The organism is Aeromicrobium sp. UBA7512, assembly GCF_002476985.1.
Lineage (GTDB): Bacteria > Actinomycetota > Actinomycetes > Propionibacteriales > Nocardioidaceae > Aeromicrobium > Aeromicrobium phoceense.
Window position 1 is genome coordinate 412,809 of record NZ_DLNK01000003.1, and the last position, 26,905, is coordinate 439,713.

At 67.9% G+C, this 26,905-nt stretch carries 21 protein-coding genes and 1 tRNA gene; 18 read left to right on the forward strand and 4 right to left on the reverse strand.

From position 1 onward, the window contains the following. The first annotated feature begins 14 nt into the window (after positions 1-14). From B2363_RS03940 to glsA, 9 genes are read left to right on the forward strand one after another with little or no spacing between them, the layout of a single operon-like run. On the forward strand, positions 15-353 hold the full coding sequence (locus B2363_RS03940) for a P-II family nitrogen regulator (protein WP_181755884.1): 339 nt from the start codon (positions 15-17) through the stop codon (positions 351-353). Continuing rightward, complete coding sequence (locus B2363_RS03945; protein WP_286928598.1) at positions 287-2,596, forward strand: [protein-PII] uridylyltransferase; 2,310 nt, start codon at positions 287-289, stop codon at positions 2,594-2,596. The genes B2363_RS03940 and B2363_RS03945 overlap by 67 nt, the downstream gene beginning before the upstream one ends. Before the next feature lie 26 nt (positions 2,597-2,622). Beyond that, positions 2,623-4,203 carry a signal recognition particle protein gene (gene ffh, locus B2363_RS03950; protein WP_286928600.1) on the forward strand — a complete coding sequence of 527 codons (1,581 nt, stop codon included), beginning with the start codon at positions 2,623-2,625 and terminating at the stop codon, positions 4,201-4,203. 37 nt (positions 4,204-4,240) lie between these two features. Continuing rightward, a complete protein-coding gene (locus tag B2363_RS03955; RefSeq protein WP_286928601.1) occupies positions 4,241-4,750 on the forward strand; it encodes a gluconokinase in 510 nt (169 codons plus the stop codon). Next, positions 4,750-6,084 carry a GntP family permease gene (locus tag B2363_RS03960; RefSeq protein WP_286928602.1) on the forward strand — a complete coding sequence of 445 codons (1,335 nt, stop codon included), beginning with the start codon at positions 4,750-4,752 and terminating at the stop codon, positions 6,082-6,084. The genes B2363_RS03955 and B2363_RS03960 overlap by 1 nt, the downstream gene beginning before the upstream one ends. A 4-nt stretch (positions 6,085-6,088) precedes the next feature. Then, the gene (locus B2363_RS03965; protein ID WP_286928603.1) at positions 6,089-7,822 is read left to right on the forward strand and encodes an ABC transporter ATP-binding protein; all 1,734 of its coding nucleotides are present in this window, start codon (positions 6,089-6,091) and stop codon (positions 7,820-7,822) included. Continuing rightward, entirely contained in the window at positions 7,819-9,729 is a 1,911-nt protein-coding gene (locus tag B2363_RS03970) for an ABC transporter ATP-binding protein (RefSeq protein ID WP_286928604.1), read from the forward strand. The genes B2363_RS03965 and B2363_RS03970 overlap by 4 nt, the downstream gene beginning before the upstream one ends. Positions 9,730-9,738: 9 nt before the next feature. After that, a complete protein-coding gene (gene der, locus B2363_RS03975) occupies positions 9,739-11,061 on the forward strand; it encodes a ribosome biogenesis GTPase Der (RefSeq protein WP_286928606.1) in 1,323 nt (440 codons plus the stop codon). After that, positions 11,061-12,251 carry a glutaminase A gene (gene glsA, locus B2363_RS03980; protein WP_286928607.1) on the forward strand — a complete coding sequence of 397 codons (1,191 nt, stop codon included), beginning with the start codon at positions 11,061-11,063 and terminating at the stop codon, positions 12,249-12,251. Before der ends, glsA begins: the two co-directional genes overlap by 1 nt. Here the strand turns inward: glsA and B2363_RS03985 are convergent. Then, positions 12,248-13,441 (reverse strand): HNH endonuclease, encoded by a 1,194-nt coding sequence (locus B2363_RS03985; RefSeq protein ID WP_286928609.1) that lies wholly within the window; start codon positions 13,439-13,441, stop codon positions 12,248-12,250. The two genes, glsA and B2363_RS03985, sit on opposite strands and share 4 nt — an antisense overlap. A gap of 60 nt (positions 13,442-13,501) precedes the next feature. Then, positions 13,502-14,467, reverse strand: a complete 966-nt coding sequence (locus B2363_RS03990) for an L-lactate dehydrogenase (RefSeq protein WP_286928610.1) — start codon at positions 14,465-14,467, stop codon at positions 13,502-13,504. Positions 14,468-14,540: 73 nt separating this feature from the next. Between B2363_RS03990 and B2363_RS03995 the strand changes: the two genes are divergently transcribed. The 4 genes from B2363_RS03995 (at position 14,541) to B2363_RS04010 (ending at position 16,879) form a co-directional block, all read left to right on the forward strand. Beyond that, positions 14,541-14,614 (forward strand) — tRNA-Pro (locus B2363_RS03995). Between the two features lie 572 nt (positions 14,615-15,186). Then, entirely contained in the window at positions 15,187-15,675 is a 489-nt protein-coding gene (locus tag B2363_RS04000) for a transposase (RefSeq protein WP_286928612.1), read from the forward strand. Between the two features lie 430 nt (positions 15,676-16,105). Continuing rightward, positions 16,106-16,522: a pyridoxamine 5'-phosphate oxidase family protein gene (locus B2363_RS04005; protein WP_286928614.1), complete on the forward strand. Its 417-nt coding sequence runs from the start codon at positions 16,106-16,108 to the stop codon at positions 16,520-16,522. A gap of 234 nt (positions 16,523-16,756) precedes the next feature. Continuing rightward, positions 16,757-16,879 (forward strand): hypothetical protein, encoded by a 123-nt coding sequence (locus B2363_RS04010; RefSeq protein WP_286928615.1) that lies wholly within the window; start codon positions 16,757-16,759, stop codon positions 16,877-16,879. A gap of 283 nt (positions 16,880-17,162) precedes the next feature. On the opposite strand, the gene B2363_RS04015 is transcribed toward B2363_RS04010, so the two are convergent. Next, on the reverse strand, positions 17,163-18,686 hold the full coding sequence (locus tag B2363_RS04015) for a YfcC family protein (protein WP_286928616.1): 1,524 nt from the start codon (positions 18,684-18,686) through the stop codon (positions 17,163-17,165). A gap of 178 nt (positions 18,687-18,864) precedes the next feature. On the opposite strand from B2363_RS04015, the gene B2363_RS04020 reads away from it, so the two are divergent. Genes B2363_RS04020 through arcC form a run of 3 tightly spaced genes read left to right on the forward strand, consistent with a single transcriptional unit; the run spans position 18,865 to position 22,082 of the window. Further along, positions 18,865-20,139, forward strand: a complete 1,275-nt coding sequence (locus B2363_RS04020) for an arginine deiminase (RefSeq protein ID WP_286928618.1) — start codon at positions 18,865-18,867, stop codon at positions 20,137-20,139. 4 nt (positions 20,140-20,143) lie between these two features. Then, the gene (gene argF, locus B2363_RS04025; protein ID WP_286928619.1) at positions 20,144-21,145 is read left to right on the forward strand and encodes an ornithine carbamoyltransferase; all 1,002 of its coding nucleotides are present in this window, start codon (positions 20,144-20,146) and stop codon (positions 21,143-21,145) included. A gap of 1 nt (position 21,146) precedes the next feature. Continuing rightward, a complete protein-coding gene (gene arcC / locus B2363_RS04030) occupies positions 21,147-22,082 on the forward strand; it encodes a carbamate kinase (RefSeq protein ID WP_286928620.1) in 936 nt (311 codons plus the stop codon). A 140-nt stretch (positions 22,083-22,222) separates the two neighbouring features. Here the strand turns inward: arcC and B2363_RS04035 are convergent, their stop codons facing one another. Further along, positions 22,223-22,402 carry a hypothetical protein gene (locus B2363_RS04035; RefSeq protein ID WP_286928622.1) on the reverse strand — a complete coding sequence of 60 codons (180 nt, stop codon included), beginning with the start codon at positions 22,400-22,402 and terminating at the stop codon, positions 22,223-22,225. A gap of 66 nt (positions 22,403-22,468) precedes the next feature. Here B2363_RS04035 and B2363_RS04040 point away from each other — a divergent pair, with 66 nt between their 5' ends. Both B2363_RS04040 and B2363_RS04045 read left to right on the forward strand, forming a co-directional pair. Beyond that, on the forward strand, positions 22,469-24,412 hold the full coding sequence (locus B2363_RS04040; protein WP_286928624.1) for a copper-translocating P-type ATPase: 1,944 nt from the start codon (positions 22,469-22,471) through the stop codon (positions 24,410-24,412). Positions 24,413-24,455: 43 nt separating this feature from the next. Next, on the forward strand, positions 24,456-26,882 hold the full coding sequence (locus B2363_RS04045) for a phosphoketolase family protein (RefSeq protein ID WP_286928625.1): 2,427 nt from the start codon (positions 24,456-24,458) through the stop codon (positions 26,880-26,882). The last annotated feature ends 23 nt before the right edge of the window (positions 26,883-26,905 follow it).

Below are 26,905 nucleotides of genomic sequence, written 5' to 3' on the forward strand. Positions count from 1 at the left end.
CGGAGAATGATCGTATGAAGCTCGTGACCGCGGTGATCAAGCCGCACAAGTGGGAAGAGGTCCGGGAGGCGCTCGCCGCCTCCGGCGTGGCCGGCATGACCGTCACCGAGGCCAGCGGCTACGGCCAGCAGAAGGGCCACACGGAGGTCTACCGGGGCGCCGAGTACGACGTCTCCCTGGTGCCGAAGATCCGCCTCGAGGTCGTCGTCGACGACGCCGACGTCGAGGGCGTGGTCGCCACGATCACGTCCGCGGCCCAGACCGGCAAGATCGGCGACGGCAAGGTGTGGGTCATGCCCGTCGAGTCGGTGGTCCGGGTCCGCACGGGCGAGACGGACGAAGCGGCGCTCTGAACGAGACGCTCGACCAGGCCCGCCGGGGCCGGGCGGACGCAATGGACCGGCTGCTGCGCGAGGCCTTCGCGGCGGTGGCCGGGGACATCGAGACCGGCCTGGCCCTGGCGGCCATCGGCGGCTACGGGAGGGCGCAGCTCTCCCCGCACAGCGACGTCGACGTGGTCCTGGTCCACGCCGACCACCTCGATCCCGCCGAGGTCGACGCGCGGGCGGCGGCGCTGTGGAGCCGGCTGTGGGAGGCGAAGGTCCCGCTCGACCACTCCGTCCGGTCGCTGACCGAGATGGAGGAGTTGGCCGCGACGGACCACCGCGTCGCGATCGGCGTCGTCGACGCACGCTACGTGGCCGGCGACGCGGGCGCCGTCGTGGGCATGCGCTCCACCGTGATGGCCGGGTGGCGCCGGGAGGCCCGCTCGCGTCTCCAGGCCGTGCGCCAGGACCGGGACGCGCGGCTCGAGCGCTCGGGACAGCTGGCCTACGAGGCGGTCCCCGACCTCAAGAACTCCGGGGGAGGGCTGCGTGACGCCGTGCTGCTGCGGGCCATCGCGGCCACGTGGCTGGTCGACGTGCCGGCGCGCGAGGTGGCCCAGCTGACCGCCGAGCTGCTCGACGTGCGCGACCTGCTCCACGAGGTGGGTGGCCGGCGCACCGACAAGCTGGTCCCCGAGCTGGTGCCCGACATCGCCGCGCGGCTGGGGCTGAGCCCGGCCGACCTCGACGTGCACGCGCGCGACGTGGGCCGCCGGCTCGACCACCTCACGGCCCGCGCCTGGCGACGTCTGGACGACATCGCGCGCAGCCCGCACCGGTCGGTCGGCAGCCGCGGCCCCATCATCGAGAAGGTCGTCCCGGGCGTCGGCGTCCTCGACGCCGAGGTCGTGCTCACGACCGACGCGGCCCCCGCGGCGGACCCCGAGCTGCTGTTCCGTGCCGCCGCTGTGGCGGCGCGTCGGAACCTCCCGATCAACCAGGCGTCGCTCGACCGGATGGCACGCGAGATCCGGTGGCCGGACGAGCCGATGCCCGCGTCCACGCACCGCTGGTTGATCGACCTCGTCTCGTCGGGACGCCGCCTCGTGCCGGTGTGGCTGCAGCTGGACTTCGCCGGGCTGATCGACCCGTTCCTCCCCGAGTGGGCCGGCATCCGCCTGCGGGGCTCGTCCTCGCCGATCCACCGGTTCACCGTCGACCGGCACAGCCTCGAGGCCGCCGTGAACGCGGACGAGCTCAACCGCGAGGTGGACCGCCCCGACCTGCTGGCGGTGGCGGGCCTCCTGCACGACATCGGCAAGGGCGCGCCGGGCGACCACAGCGAGGTCGGGGAGCCGATGGCCGTCGCGATCGCGCGCCGCTGGGGCTTCGACGAGACCGATGCCGTGACGATCGGCTGGCTCGTGCGGCGCCACCTGCTGCTGCCCACCATCGCCACCCGGCGCGACATCGAGGATCCCCTCACGGCCTCGAACGTCGCGGAGTTCATCCCCGACGAGGCGGCGCTCGACCTGTTGTCCGCCCTCACCGCGTGCGACGCGCGGGCCACGAGCGCCGCGGCCTGGAGCGACTGGCGGCGCAGCCTCGTCGAGGGCCTCGTGCGCAAGGTCCGCGACCACCTCCGCGGCACCGCGGCGCCGGCATCCGACTACGCCGGCTGGCCGGCCCACGTGCCGATGCCCGACCTCGACCGCGAGGTGGTGGGGGAGTTCACCCTCGCCGTGCAGCCCCACCACGACGGCTCGCTGCTCACGATCGCCGTTCCCGACCGCCGGGGCATGCTGGCCGACCTCGCCGGAGCGCTCACGGTGGCGGGCCTGAACATCCGGTCGTGCCGCTCGGTCACGGTGGACGACGTGGCGGCCACGCTGTGGGAAGTCACGAGGTCCACGGTCGACGCCACCACCCTGGCCGAGCGCATCCGTCCGGTGCTCGAGGGCCGCGTCGACCTCGCCCAGCGCCTGGCCTACCGACTCGAGCGCGACGAGTACGAGCCGCGCGTGAACGTCCTCGACGCGCTCGAGCAGACGGCGACGCTGCTCCAGGTCCGCACCCTCGACCGCCGCGGGCTGATGTGGACGGTGTGCCACACGATCGCGACGCTGGGACTCCACATCCGCTCGGTGCACCTGTCGACGTACGGCGACGAGGCCCGCGACGTGTTCTACGTGACCGACGACGACAACGCCGCCCTGGGCGACGACGCGGCCCGCGCGTTGCGCCAGGCGGTGAGTGACGCCCTCGCCTGACGGGCGCTCGGCTACTCTGGGGACCTATGTTCGATTCGCTGCAGGACCGGCTCCAGTCGGCATTCAAGGGACTCCGCGGCAAGGGCAAGCTGTCCGATGCCGACATCGACGCTGTCGCCCGCGAGATCCGCGTCGCGCTGCTCGACGCCGACGTCGCGGTGCCCGTCGTGCGCGAGTTCATCGCGAACGTCAAGGAGCGCGCCCGCGGCGCCGAGGTGAGCCAGGCGCTCAACCCGGCGCAGCAGGTCATCAAGATCGTCAACGACGAGCTCGTGCGCATCCTCGGCGGGGAGACGCGCCGGATCCGCTTCGCCAAGAACCCGCCGACCGTGATCATGCTCGCGGGCCTCCAGGGCGCCGGCAAGACCACGCTGGCGGGCAAGCTCGGTCGCTGGCTCAAGGCGCAGGGCCACTCGCCGATGCTCGTCGCGGCCGACCTCCAGCGTCCCAACGCCGTCACGCAGCTGAAGGTCGTCGGCGAGCAGGCGGGCGTCACCGTCTTCGCCCCCGAGGCCGGCAACGTCGGGGGAGCCCAGACCGCCTCGGGCACCCAGAGCATCGGCGACCCGGTGCGGGTCGCGCGCGACGCCGTCGCCGAGGCGAAGCGCTCGCTGCACGACGTGGTCGTCATCGACACCGCCGGCCGCCTGGCGATCGACGCCGAGCTGATGAAGCAGGCCGCCGACATCCGCGAGGCCACGCAGCCCGACGAGGTGCTGTTCGTCATCGACGCGATGATCGGCCAGGACGCCGTCGGCACCGCCGAGGCGTTCCTCGAGGGCGTCGACTTCACCGGCGTCGTCCTGTCGAAGCTCGACGGCGACGCCCGCGGTGGTGCCGCCCTGTCGGTGCGCTCGGTCACCGGTCGCCCCATCATGTTCGCCTCCACGGGCGAGAAGCTCGACGAGTTCGACGTCTTCCACCCCGACCGCATGGCCTCGCGCATCCTCGACATGGGCGACGTCATGACGCTCATCGAGCAGGCCGAGAAGGTCTTCGACGCCGACCAGGCGGCGCAGGCCGCCGAGAAGGTCGCCGGCGGCTCCTTCACGCTGGCCGACTTCCTCCAGCAGATGGAGGCCCTGTCGAAGATGGGGTCGATGTCCAAGATGCTCGGGATGCTGCCGGGCATGGGCCAGTTCAAGGACCAGCTCGCGAACTTCGACGAGAAGGACATCGACAAGATCAAGGCGATCATCCGGTCGATGACGCCCTCCGAGCGCGACAACCCCAAGATCATCGACGGCTCGCGCCGCGCCCGCATCGCCCGCGGCTCGGGCACGCAGGTCAGCGACGTCAACCAGCTCGTCACCCGGTTCTTCGAGGCCGCCAAGATGATGCAGCGCATGGCCAAGGGCGGCGGGGTGCCCGGCATGGGCGCGATGCCCGGCATGCCCGGCATGGGCGCGGGCAAGCGCGCCGGGGCCAAGCAGCCGAAGCAGAACAACAAGAAGAAGGGCAAGCGCGTCTCGGGCAACCCGGCCAAGCGCGCCGCTGCCGCGCAGGCCGAGCCGGCGAAGCCCGCCGGGGCCGGTGCCTTCGGCTTCGACCAGAACGCCGCGGCCGACGACTTCGAGCTCCCGAAGGAGCTGCGCGACCTGCTCTGACGCGACTTGGTCCGCTCCCGGGCGTAGCGTGAGGGCCATGAGTCCGCCGCTGGTCGTGGTCATGGGGATCTCGGGGGTCGGCAAGTCCGCGGTGGGTCACGCGGTGGCCGACGATGCAGGGGTTCCGTACGCCGACGGAGACGACTACCACCCGCAGGCCAACATCGAGAAGATGTCGGCCGGGCAGGCGCTGACCGACGAGGACCGCTGGCCCTGGCTCGACCTGATCGGCGGCTGGCTCGCCGACCACGACGAGCAGGGCGGCGTCATCAGCTGCTCCGCCCTGCGCCGGGTGTACCGCGACGTGCTGACCCGGCACGCGCCACGCACCGTGTTCCTGCACCTGGTGGGCGACCACGAGCTCATCCTGTCCCGCATGGAGGGTCGCGACCACTTCATGCCGGTCTCGCTGCTGGAGTCGCAGGAGGCCACCCTCGAGCCGCTCGAGGCCGACGAGAACGGCGTCGTCTTCGACGTCACCGAGACGCCGGAGAGGATCGCCGCGGCGTTCCTGCTCTGGCTGCGCACCAGGGAGGCACACGCCTGATGTCCGATTCCACCCAGCTGATCCTCGCCGCCCTCCTGGGCATCGCGGTCATCGTCGTCCTGATCACCGTGGCGAAGCTGCACCCGTTCCTCAGCCTCACGCTCGGCTCGCTCACCGTCGGCGCGGCCGCCGGCATGTCGATGTCCAAGACGGTCGAGAGCTTCAGCGCCGGCGTGGGCACGACCGTGGCCGGTGTCGGCATGCTGATCGCCCTCGGCGCGATGTTCGGCAAGCTGCTGGCCGATTCCGGGGGAGCGGACCAGATCGTCGACACGATCATCGGAAAGTCGTCCGACCGGATGCTGCCATGGGCGATGGCCGGCATCGGCGCGCTGATCGGCCTGCCGATGTTCTTCGAGATCGGTCTCGTCCTGCTGATGCCGGTGATCTTCCTGGTGGCACGCCGGTCGGGGAAGTCGCTGATCGGCCTCGGCATCCCTGCGCTCGCCGGCCTGTCGGCGATGCACGGCTTCGTGCCGCCGCACCCCGGACCCCTCGTCGCCGTCGACGCGCTCGGTGCCGACCTGGGCCTCACGCTCGGCCTCGGCGTTCTCGTCGCGATCCCCACGATCATCGTCGCCGGGCCGCTGTTCGCGCGCGTGGCCACCCGCTGGGTGGACGTGCCGACGCCGCACCTGTTCGACGCCGACGAGCAGGTGCACACCGGTAAGCGGCCGAGCTTCGCGCTGACGCTCGCCACGGTGCTGCTCCCGGTCGTGCTCATGCTGGCCAAGACGGTGGCCGACATCGTCGAGGCCGAGGGCGTCCTGCGGTCGACGCTCGACTTCGTCGGCACCCCGCTCGTGGCCCTGCTCATCTCGGTGCTGGTCGCGATGTTCACCCTCGGCCGGGCCGGCGGGATGGAGTGGGACCGGATCATGGACACCCTCGGGGCATCCCTGGGACCCATCGCCGGCATCGTGTTCATCGTCGGCGCCGGTGGCGGCTTCAAGCAGACGCTCGTCGACACCGGGATCGCCGACGTCGTGGCCGAGTGGGTGGAGGGATCCAACTTCTCCGTCTTCGTCGTGGCGTGGCTCGTGGCCGTGCTGATCCGCCTCGCCACGGGCTCGGCGACGGTGGCCACGGTGACGGCCTCGGGCATCATGGCGCCGCTGGCAGGGGACCTGAGCAGCCCCGAGGTCTCGCTGCTCGTGCTGGCGATCGGCGCCGGCTCGCTGTTCTTCAGCCACGTCAACGACGCCGGCTTCTGGCTGGTCAAGGAGTACTTCGGCATGACGGTGGGCCAGACGATCAAGACGTGGTCGATCATGGAGACCGTGCTGTCCGTCTCGGGACTGATCGTCGTCCTCTTGCTCGGTCTCGTAGTCTGACCGGGTGCTGATCGCGCTCCTGCGCCACCACCTGCGGCCCTACCGGGTCCCGGTCCTGGTGGTGTGCCTCTTCCAACTCGTCCAGACGCTGGCCACGCTGTACCTGCCCGGCCTGAACGCCGACATCATCGATGAGGGCGTGGCCCAGGGCGACATCGGCCGCATCTGGCAGGTGGGCGGGCTGATGCTCGCCGTCACCGTGCTGCAGGTCGTGTGCAACGTCGTCGCGGTCTTCATCGGCTCGCGAGTCGCGATGGCCGTGGGCCGCGACCTGCGCGCCGAGGTCTTCGGCACGGTGCAGTCGTTCGGCAGCCGCGAGATGGCCTCGTTCGGACCGCCCACGCTGATCACCCGCAACACCAACGACGTCCAGCAGGTCCAGCTGCTGCTGTTCATGGGGCTGACGATGATGGTCGCCGCCCCGATCACCGGCATCGGCGGGCTGGTCATGGCCCTGCGCGAGGACGTTCAGCTGTCGGCCGTCTTCCTGATCGTCCTGCCGGTGCTCGTCATCTCGCTCGGGCTGATCATCGCGAAGATGCGCCCGCTGTTCCGCCTCATGCAGGAGCGCATCGACACGCTCAACCAGATCATGCGCGAGCAGATCACCGGCGTGCGCGTCGTGCGGGCCTTCGTCCGGGAGGACCAGGAGGCCGCCCGCTTCGCGCACGCGAACGAGCTCAACCGCCAGGTCGCCGTGGGCGCCGGCCGGCTGATGACGATCTTCTTCCCGCTGCTGATGGGCATCATGAACCTGTCGGTGGTGCTCGCGCTGTGGTGGGGCGCCTCGCGGATCGGTGCGGGCGAGCTGCAGATCGGCCAGCTGACCGCGTTCCAGCAGTACCTGATCCAGACCCTGATGGCCGTGATGATGGCCACCTTCATGTTCATGCTGTGGCCGCGGTCCGAGGTGTCGGCCGAGCGGCTCACCGAGGTGCTGCGCACGGAGCCCGCGATCGACCTCGACCCCGAGGTGCCGAGCGTCGAGCTGTCGCAGGGCCGCGTCGACGTCGAGAGTGCGTCGTTCTCGTACCCGGGTGCGGAGAACGCCGTCATCGAGGACGTGTCGCTCGTGGCCAGGCCGGGGGAGACCACCGCGATCGTGGGCTCGACCGGCAGCGGCAAGACCACGGTGCTCGGACTCGTCGCGCGACTGTTCGACGTCACCGGGGGTCGGGTCCTGATCGACGGCCTCGACGTGCGCGACGTGCGTCCGGCCGATGTCTGGCGGGCCATCGGGCTCGTGCCGCAGAAGGCCCTGCTGTTCACCGGCACGATCGCCGACAACCTGCGGTTCGGCCGGGCCGAGGCGACCGACGAGGAGCTCTGGGACGCGCTGCGCATCGCCCAGGCCGAGGACTTCGTGCGGGCGATGCCCGACGGACTCGAGTCCCCGGTGAGCCAGGGCGGCTCGAACTTCTCCGGAGGGCAGCGGCAGCGGCTCGCGATCGCCCGTGCGATCGTCAAGCGCCCGCGGATCTACCTGTTCGACGACTCGTTCTCGGCGCTGGACTACGCGACCGATGCCGCCCTGCGCGCCGCCCTGAAGCCCGTCACCGCCGACGCGGCCGTCGTGATCGTCGCCCAGCGGATCAGCACGATCCGCCAGGCCGACCGGATCGTCGTGCTCGACGAGGGCCGTGCCGTCGGCACCGGCACGCACGACGAGCTCATGGAGACCTCGGAGGTCTACCGCGAGATCGTCCTGTCGCAGCTGTCGCCGGAGGAGGCCCGATGAGCTGGCACGGCGCACCCCAGAAGCCCGCGAAGGCGAACAACTTCCGCGCGACGTTCGGCCGCGTGTTCCGCCGCCTGCTGCTCGACCGCACGATGGTGTTCGCGCTGGCCGCGTTCGGGCTGATCGGCGTGACGCTCTCGGTCATCGGCCCGAAGATCCTCGGGCACGCGACGGACATCATCTTCGACGGGTTCATCTCGAGCCAGTTCCCCGAGGGGATGACGAAGGCCGAGGCCGTGGCGTCGCTGAAGGCCGACGGGCAGGACCAGCTGGCCGAGCTCGTCGGCGCGATCGACCTGCAGCCGGGCCAGGGCATCGACATGGGCGAGCTCGGCACGGTCCTGGCGATCGTCACCGTGATCTACGTCGTGTCGTCGCTGTTCATGTGGCTCCAGGGCGTGCTGGCCACCACGGTCGTCCAGCGCATGGTCGCCGACCTGCGCAACGACGTCGAGGACCAGCTCAACCACCTGCCGCTGGCCCACCTCGACCGCCAGGAGCGCGGCGAGATCATGTCGCGCACGACCAACGACCTCGACAACCTCGCCCAGTCGCTCCAGCAGACGCTGAGCCAGATGATCACCAGCATCCTCATGGTCATCGGCACGCTCGCGATGATGTTCTGGATCTCGCCGCTGCTGACGATCATCGCGCTGGTGACGATCCCGGTGGCGATCGCCATCACCGGCGGCGTCATGAAGCGCTCCCAGCCGCAGTTCGTCGCGCAGTGGACCCAGACCGGGCGGCTCAACGCCATCATCGAGGAGTCGTTCACCGGGCACGAGGTCGTCAAGGTCTTCGGCCGCCAGCAGGTCGCCGAGAACGAGTTCGCCGCCACGAACGACGAGCTGTTCGGGGCCTCGTTCCGGGCGCAGTTCATCTCGGGCGTCATCCAGCCGCTGATGATGTTCGTCTCCAACCTCAACTACGTGCTGGTCGCGGTGGTGGGCGGGCTCCAGGTCGCCAACGGCACCCTGTCGCTCGGCTCGGTGCAGGCGTTCATCCAGTACTCGCGCCAGTTCACGCAGCCGCTGACGCAGGTCGCCGCGATGGTGAACCTGCTGCAGTCCGGCATGGCATCGGCCGAGCGGGTCTTCGCGTTCCTCGACGAGGAGCGTGAGCGCCCCGACCGCGTGGACGCCCCCGAGCCCGACCCGCTGCGCGGACGAGTCGTCTTCGACCACGTCGACTTCTCGTACACCGACGAGCCCCTGATCGAGGACCTGTCCCTCGTCGCCGAGCCCGGCCAGACCGTCGCGATCGTCGGTCCCACCGGTGCGGGCAAGACCACGCTGACGAACCTCGTGCTGCGCTTCTACGAGGTCGACGGCGGCCGCATCACGCTGGACGACGTCGACATCGCCGAGATGAGCCGCCGCGAGCTGCGTGACGACTTCGGTGTGGTCCTGCAGGACACGTGGCTGTTCTCCGGCACCATCCGCGAGAACATCGCGTACGGCGCGGACGACCCCTCCGAGGAGCAGATCCTGGCCGCCGCCCAGGCCGCCTCGGTGGACCACTTCGTGCGCACGCTGCCCGACGGCTACGACACGGTGATCACCGACGACGGCGGGGGAGTGAGCGCCGGCCAGCGCCAGCTGCTGACGATCGCGCGAGCGTTCCTGGCCGATCCGGCCATTCTCGTGCTGGACGAGGCGACCAGCTCGGTCGACACCCGCACCGAGGCGCTCGTGCAGTCCGCGATGAACGATCTGCGCTCGGGTCGCACCAGTTTCGTGGTGGCCCACCGGCTCTCCACGATCCGCGACGCCGACCTCATCGTGGTCATGGAAGCTGGCCGGATCGTCGAGCAGGGGACCCACGAGGAGCTCATCGCGGCGCAGGGCGCGTACCAGCGGCTGTACGCGGCGCAGTTCGCCTCCACGACGTTCACACCGCCCCGATAGGCTGTGCGGGTGTCCACACAGCCCGTCCTCGCCGTCATCGGCCGTCCCAATGTCGGCAAGTCGACCTTGGTCAACCGCATCATCGGACGGCGAGAGGCCGTCGTGGAGGACGTCCCCGGCGTGACCCGCGACCGCGTCCCGTACGACGCGATCTGGAACGGGCGAGCGTTCACCGTCGTCGACACCGGCGGCTGGGACCCTGACGCCAAGGGCATGGCCGAGCGCATCGCCGCCCAGGCCGAGGTCGCCATCGCCGTCGCCGACGCGATCCTGTTCGTCGTCGACGCCACCGTCGGTGCCACCGACATCGACGACAAGGTCGTGAAGCTGCTGCGCGCCTCCGGCAAGCCGGTCGTGCTGGCCGCCAACAAGGTCGACGACCAGAAGGGCGAGCTCGAGGCCGCCAGCCTCTGGAACCTCGGACTCGGCGAGCCGTACCCGGTCTCGGCGCTGCACGGTCGTGGCAGCGGCGACATGCTCGACGCGATCCTCGACGCACTGCCCGAGGCCCCCGAGGAGGACTTCGACGCGCCGCGCGGCCCGCGCCGCGTGGCCATCGTCGGCAAGCCCAACGTCGGCAAGTCCAGCCTGCTGAACAAGTTCGCCGGCGAGGACCGCGTCGTCGTCGACAACGTCTCGGGCACCACGGTCGACCCGGTCGACGAGCTCGTCGAGCTCGGTGGTCGCGTCTGGACCTTCATCGACACCGCCGGCATCCGCAAGCGCGTGAAGACCGCCACCGGCCACGAGTACTACGCCAGCCTGCGCACCTCGGCCGCGATCGAGCGTGCCGAGGTCGCCGTCATGGTGATCGACGCGAGCGAGTCGATCTCCGAGCAGGACCTGCGCATCATCAACACGATCGAGGAGACCGGCCGCGCCGTCGTGCTGGCCTTCAACAAGTGGGACCTCGTCGACGACGAGCGCCGCTTCTACCTCGAGCGCGAGATCGAGCGCGACCTCGTCCAGATCCCGTGGGCGCCGCGCATCAACGTGGCCGCCCGCACCGGCTGGCACATCGACCGCCTCGTGCGCGCGCTCGACGCGGCACTCGAGGGCTGGGAGACCCGAGTGTCCACCGGCGCGCTCAACTCCTTCCTCGGTCGCCTCGTCGCCGAGCACCCGCACCCGGTGCGCGGCGGCAAGCAGGCGAAGATCCTCTTCGGCACCCAGGCGTCCACGGCGCCGCCCACCTTCGTGCTGTTCACCTCCGGCAAGCTCGAGGCGGGCTACCTGCGCTTCATCGAGCGACGCCTGCGCGAGGAGTTCGGCTTCGTCGGCAGCCCCATCCACCTCCAGCAGCGCCCGCGCAAGAAGCGCGAGCGCCGCTGATGCGCTCGCCCGTCCCGGACTACCTCGACGAGGTCCTCCAGGCCTGCGGTGGCATCCAGGGCGAGCCGGCCGACTACATCCCGGAGCTGGCGAAGGTCGATCCGAGCCTGTCGGCCGTCGCGCTCAGCACCGTGGACGACGCCCACCACAGCGCCGGCGACGCGGAGCACCGCTTCACCATCCAGTCGATGTCGAAGCCGTTCGCGTACGCCGTGGCGATCGAGCACCTCGGCTGGGACGCCGTCCACGCGAAGATCGACGTCGAGCCGTCGGGGGAGGCCTTCAACGAGATCTCGGTGGACTCCGAGACGGGCCGCCCCCACAACGCGATGATCAACGCGGGCGCCATCGCGACCGCGGGCCTCGTGGGCTCGTTCGAGCGCTTCGCGGACTTCGCCTCGCGCCTGGCCGGTCGTGAGCTGGAGGTCGACGAGGCGGTCTACGAGTCCGAGATGGGCTCCACCCACCGCAATCTCGCGCTGGCCCACCTGATGGCGGCCTACGGCATCGTGGAGGATCCGCGGGACGCCGTCGAGCGATATGTGCGGCAGTGCTCGCTCGCGGTGGACGTCCGCGACCTCTCGCGGATGGCGGCGACCCTGGCGAACGGTGGCATGAACCCCGAGACGGGGGAGCGGATCATGGCCGAGCGCACCACACGCCAGGTTCTGAGCGTCATGGCCACGTGCGGCATGTACGACGCGGCGGGGGACTGGCTCAGCACCGTGGGCATCCCGGCCAAGAGCGGCGTCTCGGGCGGCATCATCGGCGTGCTGCCCGGGCAGGTGGGCGTCGCCGTGTTCTCGCCCGGCCTCGACGCGCACGGCAACAGCGCACGCGGCGTCGAGATGATGCGCCGGCTGTCCGACGACATGGGCATGCACCTGATGAACCCCGGTCGCCCGTCGCGGTCGGCGCTGGCCGACGTGCGGGTCGAGGACGGGACGACGGTCTACGTGCTCGGCGGTGACCTGCTGTTCGCGAGCGCCGAGTCGCTGATCCGCCACCTGGTGGAGCACCCGCCCGAGACCTCGGAGGTCGTGTTCGACATCAGCCGGGTCGACGAGGTCACCGACGTGGGGCGCCGGATGGCCGCGGAGGCCCGACGCCGCCTGGAGCTGGACGGCCTCGGCGTGACGGTGATCGACTTTGAGGGATCCGACCGGCTGGCCCAGCCGAGCTCCGACTAGGCCGCGGGCCACAGGTCGAGCTCGACCACCACGGGTGAGGGCAGGCGCCATCGCTCGCGGTGCTCGACCGCGGGGGCGATGAACTTCTCGGGGAGCCTGTCGTGGGACTTCATGTTGTGGTGCTTGCGGCAGAGGCATCGCAGATTCGCCGCACTGGTGGTGCCACCGCGGTCGTGGGCCAGCGCGTGGTCGAGATCGGTCTCGGCCGCCGGCGCTCGACACCCGGCCACCCGACAGGTGCCGTCGCGCCAGTGCAACGCCGCTCGCATCGAGTCCGGTGGCTGGTAGCCCAGGCTGGTGGTGTCCAGTACCCGCCCCACCGGATCGAGGACGAGCCGTCGGAAAAGCGTGGTCTCGGAGGCGGCCAGCTCGCGAACCCACGCGGCGGGAAGCGCGTGTTCGCCGTCGCGGGTGATGCCCGGCCCCTCGGTGAGCCCGACGAGGTCGGCCGCGTCGATGCTGATCGCGATCTCGGCCCGGATGTCGGTCTCGGTGCCGGTGCAGGACGTGAGCCAGTGACCGACGAGGTCGGCCTGGCGCTGGTCGCGGGTGCGTCGGTCGATCTCGCCCGTGTCGAGGTCCACCTTCGGCAGCTGCTTCGCCGCCCGCCGGAGGCGATTCCCGACCGCGATGGCGACGTGGGTGGGCAGGAGCGCGTTGAGCCAGGACGTGCCGTCGCCGTTGTGGCTGATGTCGACCCGGCGGGTCTCCACCGCGCGGTCGGCCTGCGCCTCGACCTCCTCGGGCTCGAGCCGTGCGCGCATGCGGTTCAGCCAGGCGCGCAGCTCGCCGGCGGTGTGGGAGGTGGCGAAGGGCACGACGCTGGCGTCGAGCACCTCGACCGAGGGCGTGTGCGCCAGCTTGTCGATCGTGTCGGCGATGAGCATGGCTCGCGCAGCGTCGATCGAGCCGTCGCCGAAGGCGATCCACGTGCGAGGTGCCCGCTCGCGCAGGATCCCGGCGTCGTTGACGATGCCCCACACGCGGTGCTCCGTGGTGCGGAGGGCCCGGGCGATCTCGAGGGTGACGCCGCGCCGGCCGAGGTCCTTGCCGATCTCGGGCGCGTCCTCCGCATCGACCTCGGCGCACCCGGACTCGTGGGCCGTGAGGATCAGCGACCAGGAGGCGAACTCGGCCCGTGCCTGCGCACGTGCAGCGGTTTGCAGCAGCAGCTCCTGGGGTCGTTCCATGGGCTCAATCTAGGGACGGCCACTGACAGTTCTGTTGGGCCCGGGATCGCGGTGCGCGCGTCAGAGGCCGAGGTCCTCCTGCACCTTCCGCAGCGCCTCGGCCGACGCGTGCAGCTGGCGCTCCTCGTGCGCCGACATCCGCACGTCCAGCACGCGCGCGACGCCCTTCGCGTTCACGATGCTCGGCAGGGAGAGGGCCACGCCGTCGATCCCGTGGTGGCCGCGATGGACGATGCTGACGGGCAGGACGGCGTTCTCGTCGCTCAGCACCGCCTCGACGATCCGGGTGGCCGAGACGCCGATCGCGTAGTTGGTGGCGCCCTTGCCCTCGATCACGGCATAGGCGGCATTGCGGACCCGGTCGGTGATGTCGTCCAGCTCGTGGTGGGAGAACGGTCGGGGGTCCTCCGCCGTGGCGGACGGCACCCAGTCGAGGATCGGCACCGGGCCGATGCGGGCCTGGGACCAGAGCGCGAACTCCGTGTCGCCGTGCTCGCCCACGATGTCGGCGTGCACGCTGTGCGGCGCAACCCCGGCGCGCACGGCGAGCAGCTGGCGCAACCGGGACGTGTCGAGCACCGTTCCGGATGCCATCACGCGCTCGTCCGGCAGCCCGGTGATCTGCTGGGCGGCCACGGTGAGGACGTCGCACGGGTTCGTCACGAGCACGTAGACGGCGTTCGGGGCGTGCTGCATCAGGACCGGCAGCATCTGCTCGAGGATCCTGACGTTCGTGCCCGCCAGGTCGATGCGCGTCTGGCCGGGGTCCTGCTTCGCGCCCGCGGTGATCACCACCAGGTGGGCGCCGGCGACGACCGCCGGGTCGGCCCCGCCGATGATCTGGCTGCTGCCGGTGAACAGGGCGCCGTGCTGCAGATCCAGCACCTCCGCCTCGACCTTCGGCCGGTTCACGTCGTACAGCGCGATGGTGCGCGCGGAACGTCGGATCAGGCAGGCGTAGGCGATCGCCGTGCCCACGCTGCCCGCACCCACGATGGCGACCTTGGAGTTCTCGATGACGGCCATGGCCCCATTGTGAGGTGCCCCCGGCCCGATGACGACCTCGGCGAGACCTGCGCTAGACTCTTGCAGGTTGTCACGGGCTGTAGCGCAGCTTGGTAGCGCACCTGACTGGGGGTCAGGGGGTCGCAGGTTCAAATCCTGTCAGCCCGACCGTGAGGTACCGGGAATTCCAGCGGAATTCCCGGTACCGAAAGAGACGCAGAATGGCCAAGTCTCCACTCTGTCTCCACATTGGATGCGAAGACAGCCTCCGCTCACACCTCCCGCGCAATCGGCGCCGACGTCTTCCGAGCGCCGACGAGTACCGCGGTCGAGTGCGCACACCTACTCGGCATGAACGACACCCACACCCTTTCCGCACTGGAACCGATGATGAGCGTCGAGGAGCTCTCCGCCTACCTCGACGTCCCGATCCTTGTCGCTTTGGGCCAGCGCCACCATCCACGACTACCTGCGACATGCCGCGCCCACCAACGTCACCATCACCTGGCTCCATTCGTCAGGTGGCTGCACCTGGGCCACCCCCATCGGACTCATGCTCGCACTCGGGTACCTATACGGGTCGCGTTTCTGTGCCGTGATCGTCGAGTCCGGTGGACCGGGGTGGGTCAACCTCCTGGTCATGCTCTTCTTCTGGAACTCCCTGAAGTTCATCTGGGTCGCGATATTCGGAATGCGACGAGTAACGCTGGCTGTCGCGCGTGCCGGCCATCGGACATTGCGTGGAGGTCCTCGTCTCGACGCCCATTCTGCTGGACACTTCAGATCGCGGCCATGGCGGCGGACAGCGAGTTCACGGCGGTCGTGCGTCGGCTCGGGTGCCTGCGCGGGGTCTCGACCCTGACCGGGTTCGCTCTGGCGGTCGAGATCGGCGACTGGGACAGTTCACTGGCAACACCATCGGATCGTTCGTCGGTTTGGTGCCCTCGGAGTTCTCCTCTGGCCGGTCACGGGTCCAGGGCCCGATCACCAAGGCCGGTAACACTCACGTCCGGCGGCTGCTTGTCGAATCGGCCTGGCACCATAAAGCTCGTTATGCGCCGGGCAAGGCTGGCCCGGCAGCCCGGGTGCGCGGTGACGAGGGAAACCGGCGCCTCCACGCCCGCTGGGTCCGGTTCACCGAGCGCCGCAAACGCCATGTCGTGGCCAACGTCGCCATCGCCCGCGAACTGGCCGGCTGGTGCTGGTCCTTGGCCGTCATGAAGGAGTAGACCGGCCACCTCAAGCTGGCTTCGTCGACAACAGTTCGGTGGTGGCAGCGTGAGGAGTGATCCGCGCAAACAACTATGAGCAGCCGGGCACTGCCGCTCGGTGACGCTCGTTTCTAGACACGCGGTCCACTCCTGCCGAACAACCGTCCTGCGGTACCCAACCCGCGCATATCGGTCTGACCGCGCGTCGCCAACGACACGCTCACCACCGGCCAGTCCACGAAGCCAAGAGGGGCCCGACGCGGCGATATCCAGGTCGGGCGCCTCGCTCTGCCACTTGACAGGAGGGACCTACCTATCAGTCATGACGTGGAAGCTCCCTGAGGAGCCTGAATTCCGGATCGGCTTGCGGTTGCGGATCATGCGAGTATGGGTGGGCTGGACCGTGCGTTTATGTGTCGCATCACCTCGAGCGAAAGGGGACCCTCGGATGACGAACGCCGCGAGAGGTTCCATCACCACGCTCTCGGAGGCTGAGTGCCGTGCGAGGCTCCAGACGACGACGGTTGGGCATATTGCTTTCGTCAATGAAGAGGGTCAGCAACTCATACCCGTCAACTTTGCTGTGCTCGATGGTGCGATCTACATGCGGACCTTTCCTGACAGCGTGCTCTCGGTGCTTGCACAAGGCCATCCCGACGTGGCTTTCGGCGTCGGCCACGACGACGTATTCCGGGTGGGCTGGAACGTCACCGTCCGAGGCGAGGCGTCCGGGGTCGACGACGCCGCTACCGTTGAGAGAGTGATGGAACGCCTTCATCCTTGGGCAGGGGGCTCACGGCCGCTGGTCATCAAGGTGACGCTTGACTCCATCGCCGGGCGGCGCGTCTCCGCCGTTGAGCCGTGAAGGATTAGGGCTGGAGGGTCTGTCGTGTCGTCAATGATCGCTGTCGGTGATGCCTTGGGCACCGCGACCGGGTTCGAACGCCGGGGGACTCGTGCGCGTACCGATACAGCCGAGTCAGCGACTTCGAGCCGACCGGGAGATTCCCGGTCACCGCGCAAATTACGTACAACGTGGGTGAGCATGAGAGCGATGATGAGGCTGGCCATATACTCGCCGACGGCCAGAGTCGCCACCATGGCGATCACGGCCAAAATGTCCAGCCCTCCAATGTCCCGCCATCAGGTCGCGGAGCAGGTCGACCGCCGTCACGACGATGACAATCCCGATGACGACGAAAGCCGTCACCGCGAGCACTGAGTTCTCCCCGAGCACCCAGAATCCCACCCCGAGGGCAAGACCGGCGAGGACGAACACGGTCAGGACCCGCTGCCGCAGGAACGACATGGAGTCACGCATGCGAATGCCTTCCAAATTGGATCCCCGTGCGCGGGCACATTCTTCGGTCTTCGGGACGCCCAACTTCCCGACGACATCATCTCACTACGCGATGTCGGGACCCTCGATACGCGACGCGGCGGCGCTGCGGAGGCAGCGACTACCTGCGCTTGGTCTCCGCCTCGGTTGCTGGCCAGACCCGCCGTCAACTGACGGCCGAACCGATGCTGATCAGCACCAGGCACGCGACGAAGAGGATCCCGAGCAGAGGACCCACGAATCGCAGCCACTGGTCGTAGCGCACCTTGGCGAGAGCGAGCCCGCCCATGACGACCGCGGAAGTAGGGGTGATCAGGTTGACCAGCCCTGAAGCGGATTGGTAAGCGGTGATCACCATCGCCCGGGAGACGCCGGCGAAATCACCCAGCGGGGCAAGGATTGGAATGGCCAGCGCGGCGTGCCCGGACGTGGAGGGAACCAGGAAGGCCAGGGGAATGTTGACCACGAACACCAAGGCGCCGAACACCCAGGAGGAGGTGTCGCTGACGAGGCTTTCCATGGAGTTCAGGACGGTGTCGGTGATCTCGGCGTTGTTCATGATCACGGTGACACCGCGGGCAAGGACGATGATCAGACCGACACCGATGAACTCCCCGGCCCCCCGTACCAGGGTGTCGGCGATCTGCTTCTCACCGAGCCTGCCGATGAGACCGACGACGAGCGACATCATCAGGAACAGGGCGGCCAGTTCGGGGAAGTACCAGTCCAGTTGCCAGGGGTAGCTCTCTGCATCGGTGCCTTCGATGATCTGGGCCCACGGCACCAGGGAGAAGATCATGAAGACAAAGGTCAGAGCGACGATGCCGAGCACGGTTTTGTGTGTGCCTTCGAGTGGCCCGACGTCGCCGATCCCCGCCCGCGCGATCTCGTCATCGCCTCGGGCTGGAACGGTCTTGGAGGTGGCAGGGTCGGCCTTGACCCTGCGGGCGTAGCGCAGAACGAACCAGACGCCGACCGGGACCAAGATCAGATACATGACGAGACGGAAGACGATGCCGTCCCCGATGGAGATGCCGGCAGCGTCGGAGGCGACGCCGGTGGCGAAGGGGTTGACGGTGGAGGCGAGCACGCCGATGGTCGCACCGACCAGGATCGTCGCTGCGGCGACCATGCGGTCGTAGCCGAGACTCAGCATGAGCGGGACCACGAGCGCGTAGAAGCCGAGGGTCTCCTCGGCCATGCCCTCGGTGGTCCCCCCGATGGAGAACACCACCATCAGCAGCGCGATGACCAGCGCTCCGCGGTGGCTGTAACGCTTCGCGATGCGCGCGACCCCGGCTTCGATGGCGCCGGTCTGCATCGCCATGGTGATGAAGATGCCGATCGCCAGCACGAACAGGAAGACCCCGGCGGCGCCGAACAGTTCGCCGGTCTCGTAGGGGCCGATGAACCCGCTCTCGGCGTTCTTGACCCCGTAGAGACCGTTGACCGGAGCAAGGAACAGCTCTTGGAGTCGATCCCAGATACCGAACTCGGTACTGGTCGACTCGTAGCTTCCCGGGATCGGGCGACCGTCATCGTCTACCTGGTAGGCCCCGGTGGGAATGATGAAGGCCAGCAACCACACCGCCAGCGTCACCACGAACAGGACGGTGAATGCGCTCGGGAAGTGCCACTTAGCGCCGTCCGATTGGACCGGCATGTCACTTCTGGCGGTCGTGGGCGTCATGGGCACTCCTCAGTCAGGAACAGATCACGTACGGCGCATCCTGCCGTCGAATCGCGATTTGGTCCACCATTCGACGGTCCTCACTTTTTACTCTCGTAGCAGTCATTCTCGGTACCATAAAGGGTTCGTGAAACTTCCATGAAGCTTTCAGCTGGCAGATGCTTATCCCTACCTTCCGGTGTGCCGCCTGTGCTTACATGACCGTTCGTCATGGACTCAGGAGGAACGAATGTCGCTCCACGTGGATTCAGAGGTCGGCCGGTTGCGCCAAGCGATCTTGCACCGGCCTGACATGGAGTTGGGCCGTCTGACGCCGTCGAACATGCGGGAGTACTTGTTCGACGACGTGTTGTGGGTCAAGGAGGCGAAGAAGGAGCACGATGGGTTCGCCGAAGCCCTGCGCGAGAGCGGCGTCGAGGTGCATTACTTCGACCAGTTGCTGCGCGAGGTCATCGAGATCCCCGAGGCCCGCAAGTTCGTCCTGGACGGCAGCTTCGACGAGCGCGTCTACGGACCGATGGCGATCGACACGGTGCGCAACACCTTCGATGCGATGTCCGGTGACGAGGCCACCGGGTTCCTGATCGGCGGGATGACCAAGCGCGAGTTGCTGGAACGGGTCGAGGGACCCGGATCGCTCGTGATCGCCGCCCTGGACATGGATGACCTCCTGCTGGCTCCACTGCCCAACCACATCTTCACTCGGGACACGTCCGCATGGATCTACGACGGTGTGTCCGTCAACTCCATGCGCAAGAGGGCCCGGTCCCGCGAGACCGTGCACTACGAAGCCATCTACCGCTGGCACCCGCACTTTGCCGACGAGGACTTCCAAATTTGGGGTGAAGGTCGCGCCGACGGCGCGGCAACCACCGAGGGCGGTGACATCTTGGTCCTGGGCCGGGGGGCGGTGCTGGTCGGGATGAGTGAGCGGACCAGCCCGCAAGGTGTCGAACGGTTGGCCACCAAGCTGTTCGCCGGAGGCGCTGCGAACAAGGTCGTGGCACTCGCGATGCCCCACAAGCGCGCGTTCATGCACCTGGACACCGTGATGACCATGCTCAACGAGGACACGTTCACCCAGTACGCCGGCATGCCGATGTTGCCCTCCTACACGGTCGAGCCCGGTGACAACGAGAAGGAGCTGAAGGTCACCCCGCACCGGCCCGAGGACATGCACACGGCGATCGCCGGCGCCCTCGGTCTGGACCGGATCAACGTGCTCACCGCCACCCAGGACATCCGGGCCGCCGAGCGTGAGCAGTGGGATGACGCGTGCAATGTGCTCGCGGTCCGGCCTGGCGTCGTGGTGGGTTATGAGCGCAATGTCACCACGAACACGCACCTGCGCAAGAACGGGATCGAGGTCATCACGATCGAGGGCGATGAGCTCGGTCGCGGCCGTGGCGGACCGCGCTGCATGACGTGTCCGATCGAGAGAGACGGGATCTGAGCCGATGTCACGGACATTGCGCAGCCGCCACTTCCTGAAGGAACTCGACTTCACCCCGACCGAGTGGAAGCACCTACTTGACCTGACGGCGACACTCAAGGCGGCCAAGTACGCCGGCACCGAAGTGCCGCGTCTGACCGGTAAGGAGATCGCCCTCATCTTCGAGAAGACCTCCACCCGCACCCGCTGCGCGTTCGAGGTCGCCGCCTACGACCAAGGCGCACTCATCACCTACTTGGACCCCTCTGGCTCCCAACTCGGGCACAAGGAGTCCATCGCCGACACCGCCCGGGTCCTGGGCCGGATGTTCGACGGGATCGAGTACCGAGGTTCCTCCCACGCCAACGTTGAGGAGCTCGCCGCGAAGGCCGGTGTCCCGGTGTGGAACGGCCTGACCGACCAGTGGCATCCGACCCAGTCACTGTGTGACATGTTCACGATGCGCGAACACAGCACGAAACACGACCACGAGATCGCCTTCGCCTACTGCGGAGACGCCCGCAACAACGTGGGCAACTCACTGCTGATCGCCGGCGCGATGATGGGCATGGACGTCCGCATCGTCGCGCCGAAGGAACTGTGGAACGACGACGACACCTTCGCCCGGGCCCGCACCATTGCCGAACGTACCGGCGCGCGGCTCCTGCTGACCGACGACGTCGCCGAAGGGGTCAAGAGGGTGGACTTCCTCTACACCGACGTCTGGGTCTCCATGGGCGAGCCCGACGACGTGTGGGACGAACGTATCGCCCTGCTTCGGCCTTACCAGGTCAATCAGGAGATGGTGCAGCGCACCGGCAACCCGGCCGTGAGATTCATGCACTGTCTGCCGGCCTTCCACGACCGCAACACGGTCGTGGGTCAGCAGATCTACGACAAGACCGGGATGGACGGCGTCGAGGTGACCGACGAGGTGTTCGAATCCGAACGTTCGATCGTGTTCGACCAGGCCGAGAACCGGCTGCACACCATCAAGGCCATCCTCGTGGCCACCCTGGGGGACTGACATGCGCATCGTCGTGGCCCTGGGCGGCAACGCTCTGCTCAAGCGAGGACAGAGCCCGGATGCGGAGATCCAGGAGGACAACGTCAAGCGAGCCGTTCGAGCGCTCGCACCGCTGGCTCGCGACCACGAACTGGTGATCACCCACGGCAACGGACCGCAAGTTGGAATCCTGGCCCTGCAGTCGGCCTCTGATCCGCGCCTGAGCACGCCGTACCCGTTCGACGTACTCGGTGCCCAGACCCAGGGAATGATCGGCTACTGGCTCCTGCAAGCCATGCAGAATGCCAGTCCGGGTCGACAGGTCGCCGCGGTCATCAACCAGACACTGGTGAGCGCGGACGACCCTGCGCTTGAGAACCCCACCAAGTTCGTGGGCGAGGTCTACGATGAGACGCAGGCTCAACGTCTCGCGCACGAGCGTGGTTGGACGGTCAAGCCCGACGGACCACACTGGCGCCGCGTCGTTGGCTCACCTCGCCCGGAGCGAGTCGTCGAGACCCGGCTGGTCCGGCTGCTCCTGACCAGCGGTGCCATCGTGATCTGCGCCGGCGGTGGCGGCGTGCCGGTGATCCGCAACGAGCAGGGCGAACTCGAAGGTATCGAGGCGGTCGTGGACAAGGACATGACCTCCGCGGTCCTGGCCGAGGCCTTGGAGGCCGACGCCCTGCTGGTGCTCACCGATGTCTCCGGCGTCCAAGAGAACTTCGGTACCCCCGACGCCCGGGTGATCCAGCGCGCCACCCCGAGCGCACTGCGCCGCTTGGACTTCCCAGCCGGATCGATGGGTCCCAAGGTCGATGCGATCTGCCGGTTCGTCGAACTCACCGGCGGCATCGGGATCATCGGACAACTCGACGACATCCCGGCGATCCTGCGGGGCGACGCCGGAACCGTCGTCACCCCAACGGGCGAGTACGACGGGCTCCCGATGCGATAGACAGCCGCCAGGGTAATGAACCACAGGGCCGATCGCGGCCGCCGGGCCAAGTTGACCTGACCAGACGTGTTGTTCGATTTCGGTCCTGGCTTCCGGACAACAGGTCGGGCACGATGACTTGAAATATTGGAGGGCCAGTGTCAAACCACGAAAATCACGGAAACCACCCGGCGAGCGATGTGGCTGGAGTCAGCGAGGGACCCCAGCACCCCGGTGACCACCCCGGCGGTGAGGATCACGGCCACGCCGGCCACGGCGCTGGTGCCGGACGAGATGGCGAAGACGGCGGTCACGGCCATCACGCGCATGGCGGCAAACACGCCGGACACCACACTGAGCAGTTCCGAAGTCGGTTCTGGTGGAGTCTCCTGCTGACCGTTCCGGTGGTGATCACCAGCGGGATGGTCATGGACTGGTTCGGGTACGAACTCGAATTCACAGGTCGGGAGTGGGTGGGCCCCGTCCTGGGTTCGGTGATCTTCTTCTGGGGCGGTTGGCCGTTCCTGGAGGGCGGCTGGCGCGAGATCAAGGAACGCAAACCGGGGATGATGCTGCTGATCACGATGGCGATCATCGTCGCCTACGTGGCGTCGATGGCGACGTCGCTCGGTTGGTTCGACCTGGACTTCTGGTGGGAGCTCGCCGCCCTGGTGACGATCATGCTGCTCGGCCACTGGCAGGAGATGAAGGCACTCGGCCAGGCTCAGGACGCGGTAGCTGCACTGGCTGAACTCCTTCCCGACGAAGCAGAACGAGTCGGACCGGACGGCTCGATCGAGCCCGTGGCGATCGAGGATCTGCACGACGGCGATGTCGTGCTGGTGCGCTCGGGAGCGCGAGTACCCGCTGACGGCGAAATCGTCGATGGGGCCGCCGAACTCAATGAGTCCATGATCACCGGCGAATCGAAACCGGTCGCCAAGGATGTGGGGGACCGGGTGGTGGCGGGCACCGTCTCGACAGACTCGGCGATCCGGGTTCGGGTCGACGCAGTCGGTGAGGAGACGACGCTCGCCGGAATCCAGCGACTGGTGGCCGAGGCCCAGGCGTCACAGTCCCGCACGCAGGTGCTGGCCGATCGGGCTGCCGCACTGCTGTTCTACGTGGCGACCGGTGTCGCTGTCATCACCGCCGTCGTGTGGTTCCTGCTCGGTGATGTCGATGAGGCCGTCACCCGGGTCGTGACGGTCTTGGTGATTTCTTGTCCGCACGCACTGGGCTTGGCCATCCCGTTGACCACCTCGATCTCCTCGGCGACCGCGGCCCGCAACGGCATCTTGATCAAGGACCGACTCGCCTTGGAACAGAGCCGCACCGTTGACGCCTTCTTGTTCGACAAGACAGGCACCCTCACGAAGGGGGAGCACAAGGTGGTGGGCGCCAGCGGTTCTGGCGGTGTGTCCGTGGAGGACGTGCTGCGCCTCGCCGCAGCGGTCGAGTCCGACAGTGAGCATCCCTTGGCGCGGGCCATCGTCGATGCAGCGAAGGCACACGGCGACGTGCCAGCCGCCACCGACTTCCGATCGAGCGCTGGCCGTGGGGTCGAAGCCACCGTTGACGGCGACGCCCACGCGGTCGGCGGGCCAGCACTGCTGCGGGAACGGTCCTTGACCGAACCGGGTGACCTTTCCGAGTGGTCCCGGGGGTGGAAGGACCGCGGCTCCTCGGTGTTGTACCTGGTTCGACGGGACACGATCATCGGGGGGATCGCACTCGAGGATGAGGTGCGCTCCGAGGCTCGCGCCGCTGTCGATGAAATTCACGCGATGGACCGACAAGTAATGATGATCACCGGCGATGCCCGCCAGGTCGCCGATGCTGTCGGCAAGGATCTCGGGATCGACGAGGTGATGGCGGAAGTACTTCCAGAGGAGAAGGACGCCAAGGTTGCCGAGTTGCAGGCTCGTGGGCTCAAGGTGGCCATGATCGGCGATGGCGTCAACGACGCCCCGGCTCTGGCCCGTGCCGATGTCGGCATCGCGATCGGTGCTGGCACAGATGTCGCCATCGAATCTGCAGGGCTCATCCTGGCCAGCTCGGACCCGCGGGCGGTCGCAGGCATCATTCGGCTCTCGAAGGCCGCCTACCGCAAGAGCCTGCAGAACCTGTGGTGGGCGGCGGGCTACAACGTGCTCGCCATTCCCGTCGCTGCCGGCGCATTCCACTGGGCCGGGATCAGCATGCCGCCCGCCCTGGCTGCTGTGCTGATGAGCGTCTCGACGATCGTCGTCGCCCTCAACGCCCAACTGCTCCGCCGGGTCGAGCTCCGTCACGCGACGATCGACGAGGACGCGCCGGAGGGAGCGGAGCCTGTCGAGGCGAAGCGATGAACGGAATTGGCGCCGGCGGTGATCGAGAGAAAGGGACAAACCGATGACGATCAACGAGGAATCCACTTCAACCCCATTGAAGAACGATGAACTCGCCAGGATCGACGTATGGTGGCGGGCGGCGAACTACCTCTCTGTCGGTCAGATCTACTTGATGGGCAATCCGCTGCTTCGCGAGCCGTTGCGGGACGAGCACGTCAAGCCGCGGCTTCTGGGGCACTGGGGCACCACGCCGGGTCTGAACTTCATCTACGCCCATCTCAACCGCGCGATCATGGCTCGGGATCTGGACATGATGTATGTCATGGGACCCGGTCATGGTGGTCCCGGTCCGGTCGCGGCCGCTTGGTTGGAGGGCACGTACAGCGAGGTCTACTCCGATGTGTCCCAGGACGAGGAAGGGATGCGCCGACTGTTCACCCAGTTCTCCTTTCCCGGCGGGATTCCCAGCCACGTGGCCCCGGAGACACCGGGGTCGATCCACGAGGGTGGCGAGCTGGGCTACGCGTTGTCCCACGCGTACGGCGCAGCCTTCGACAATCCCGACCTGATCGTGGCCGCCGTGGTCGGTGACGGGGAGGCGGAGACCGGGCCGCTGGCCGCCAGTTGGCACTCGACCAAGTTCGTCGACCCCGCCCGCGATGGGACGGTGCTGCCGATCCTGCACCTGAATGGGTACAAGATCGCCAATCCCACGGTGCTGGGTCGCATCGACCGAGACGAACTCGACGGGCTGCTCCGTGGCTACGGTCATACCCCGTACTACGTCGAGGGCTCCGATCCGGAGCAGATGCATCGCGACTTCGCCGCCGCCATGGACCGCTGTCTCGACGAGATCGCCGAGATCCGCCGCCTGGCCCGTGAAGAAGGGCATACGCAGCGGCCACGTTGGCCAATGATCGTGCTGGTCTCCCCGAAGGGCTGGACCGGGCCCAAGGAGGTCGACGGACTGAAGGTCGAAGGATTCTGGCGTTCCCACCAGGTTCCCTTCGCCAACGCGCGCGAGGATGACGCCCACCGCGCCGTGCTCGAGGAGTGGCTGCGCAGCTACCGGCCCGAGGAGTTGTTCGACGAGGACGGCGCACCGGTGGCGAGCATCCGCGACCTGCGCCCGACCGGGGAACGCCGGATGAGCGCCAACCCACACACCAACGGCGGGTTGCTGTTGCAGGATCTGCGGATGCCCGACTTCCGCGACTACGCGGTCCCGGTTGAACATCCTGGAACCGGCGCGGTGGAGGCGACCCGGGTGCTGGGCACCTTCCTACGCGACGTCATGGGCGACAACATGACGAACTTCCGAGTGTTCGCCCCAGATGAGAACAACTCCAACCGATTGGGTGCCGTTCTGGAGGTGACCGACCGCGCATGGATGGCACCGATCCTGTCCGAGGACGTCGGCCTGGCTCCGGACGGGCGGGTGATGGAGATCTTGTCCGAGCACACGTGCCAGGGGTGGCTGGAGGGCTACCTGCTCACCGGTCGGCACGGGATATTCTCCTGTTACGAGGCGTTCATCCACATCGTCGACTCGATGTTCAATCAGCACGCCAAGTGGTTGAAGGTCACCAACGGTATCCCGTGGCGCCGCCCGGTCGCCTCGTTGAACTACCTGTTGACCTCGCACGTGTGGCGCCAGGACCACAACGGCTTCTCCCATCAGGACCCAGGCTTCATCGACCACGTCATCAACAAGGGACCTGAAGTCATCCGTGTCTATCTGCCGCCGGATGCGAACACCCTGCTGTCGGTCGCTGACCACTGCCTGCGTAGCCGTCAGTACGTGAACGTGATCGTGGCCGGGAAGCAGCCCCAACCGCAGTACCTGTCGATGCAGGACGCCATCGTTCACGCCACGAAGGGAATCGGGATCTGGGAGTGGGCCAGTACCGACGCAGGGCAGGAACCCGACGTGATCCTTGCCTGCGCCGGGGACGTTCCGACGATGGAGACCCTCGCTGCGACGCAGATCCTTCTCGACTATTTCCCGGAACTGCGCATCCGGGTGGTGAACGTGGTGGACCTGATGCGCCTGCAGGACAAGCGGGATCACCCGCACGGTCTGACCGACCCCGAGTTCGATTCCCTGTTCACGACCGACACGCCAGTGGTTTTCGCCTATCACGGCTACCCGTGGCTGATCCACCGCCTGACCTACCGCCGGACCAACCACCAGAACTTCGCCGTCCGCGGTTATGTCGAGGAGGGAACCACCACCACCCCGTTCGACATGTGCGTGCTCAACCGGATCGACCGGTTCAACCTCGCCATCGACGTGCTCGATCGCGTGCCGCGACTCCACGCGGTTTCCGCGCATGCCCGGGAGGCACTGCAAACGAAACTGATCGAGCACCGCCAATACATCCGCAGCCACGGCCAGGACATGCCCGAGATCCGGAACTGGCAGTGGAGCAGCCACACGGGACCGTCAACAAGCGGACCGAATCCGCTGGAGGAACCAGAGCCTTGATCCTCACCGCTCGCGAGGGCGTC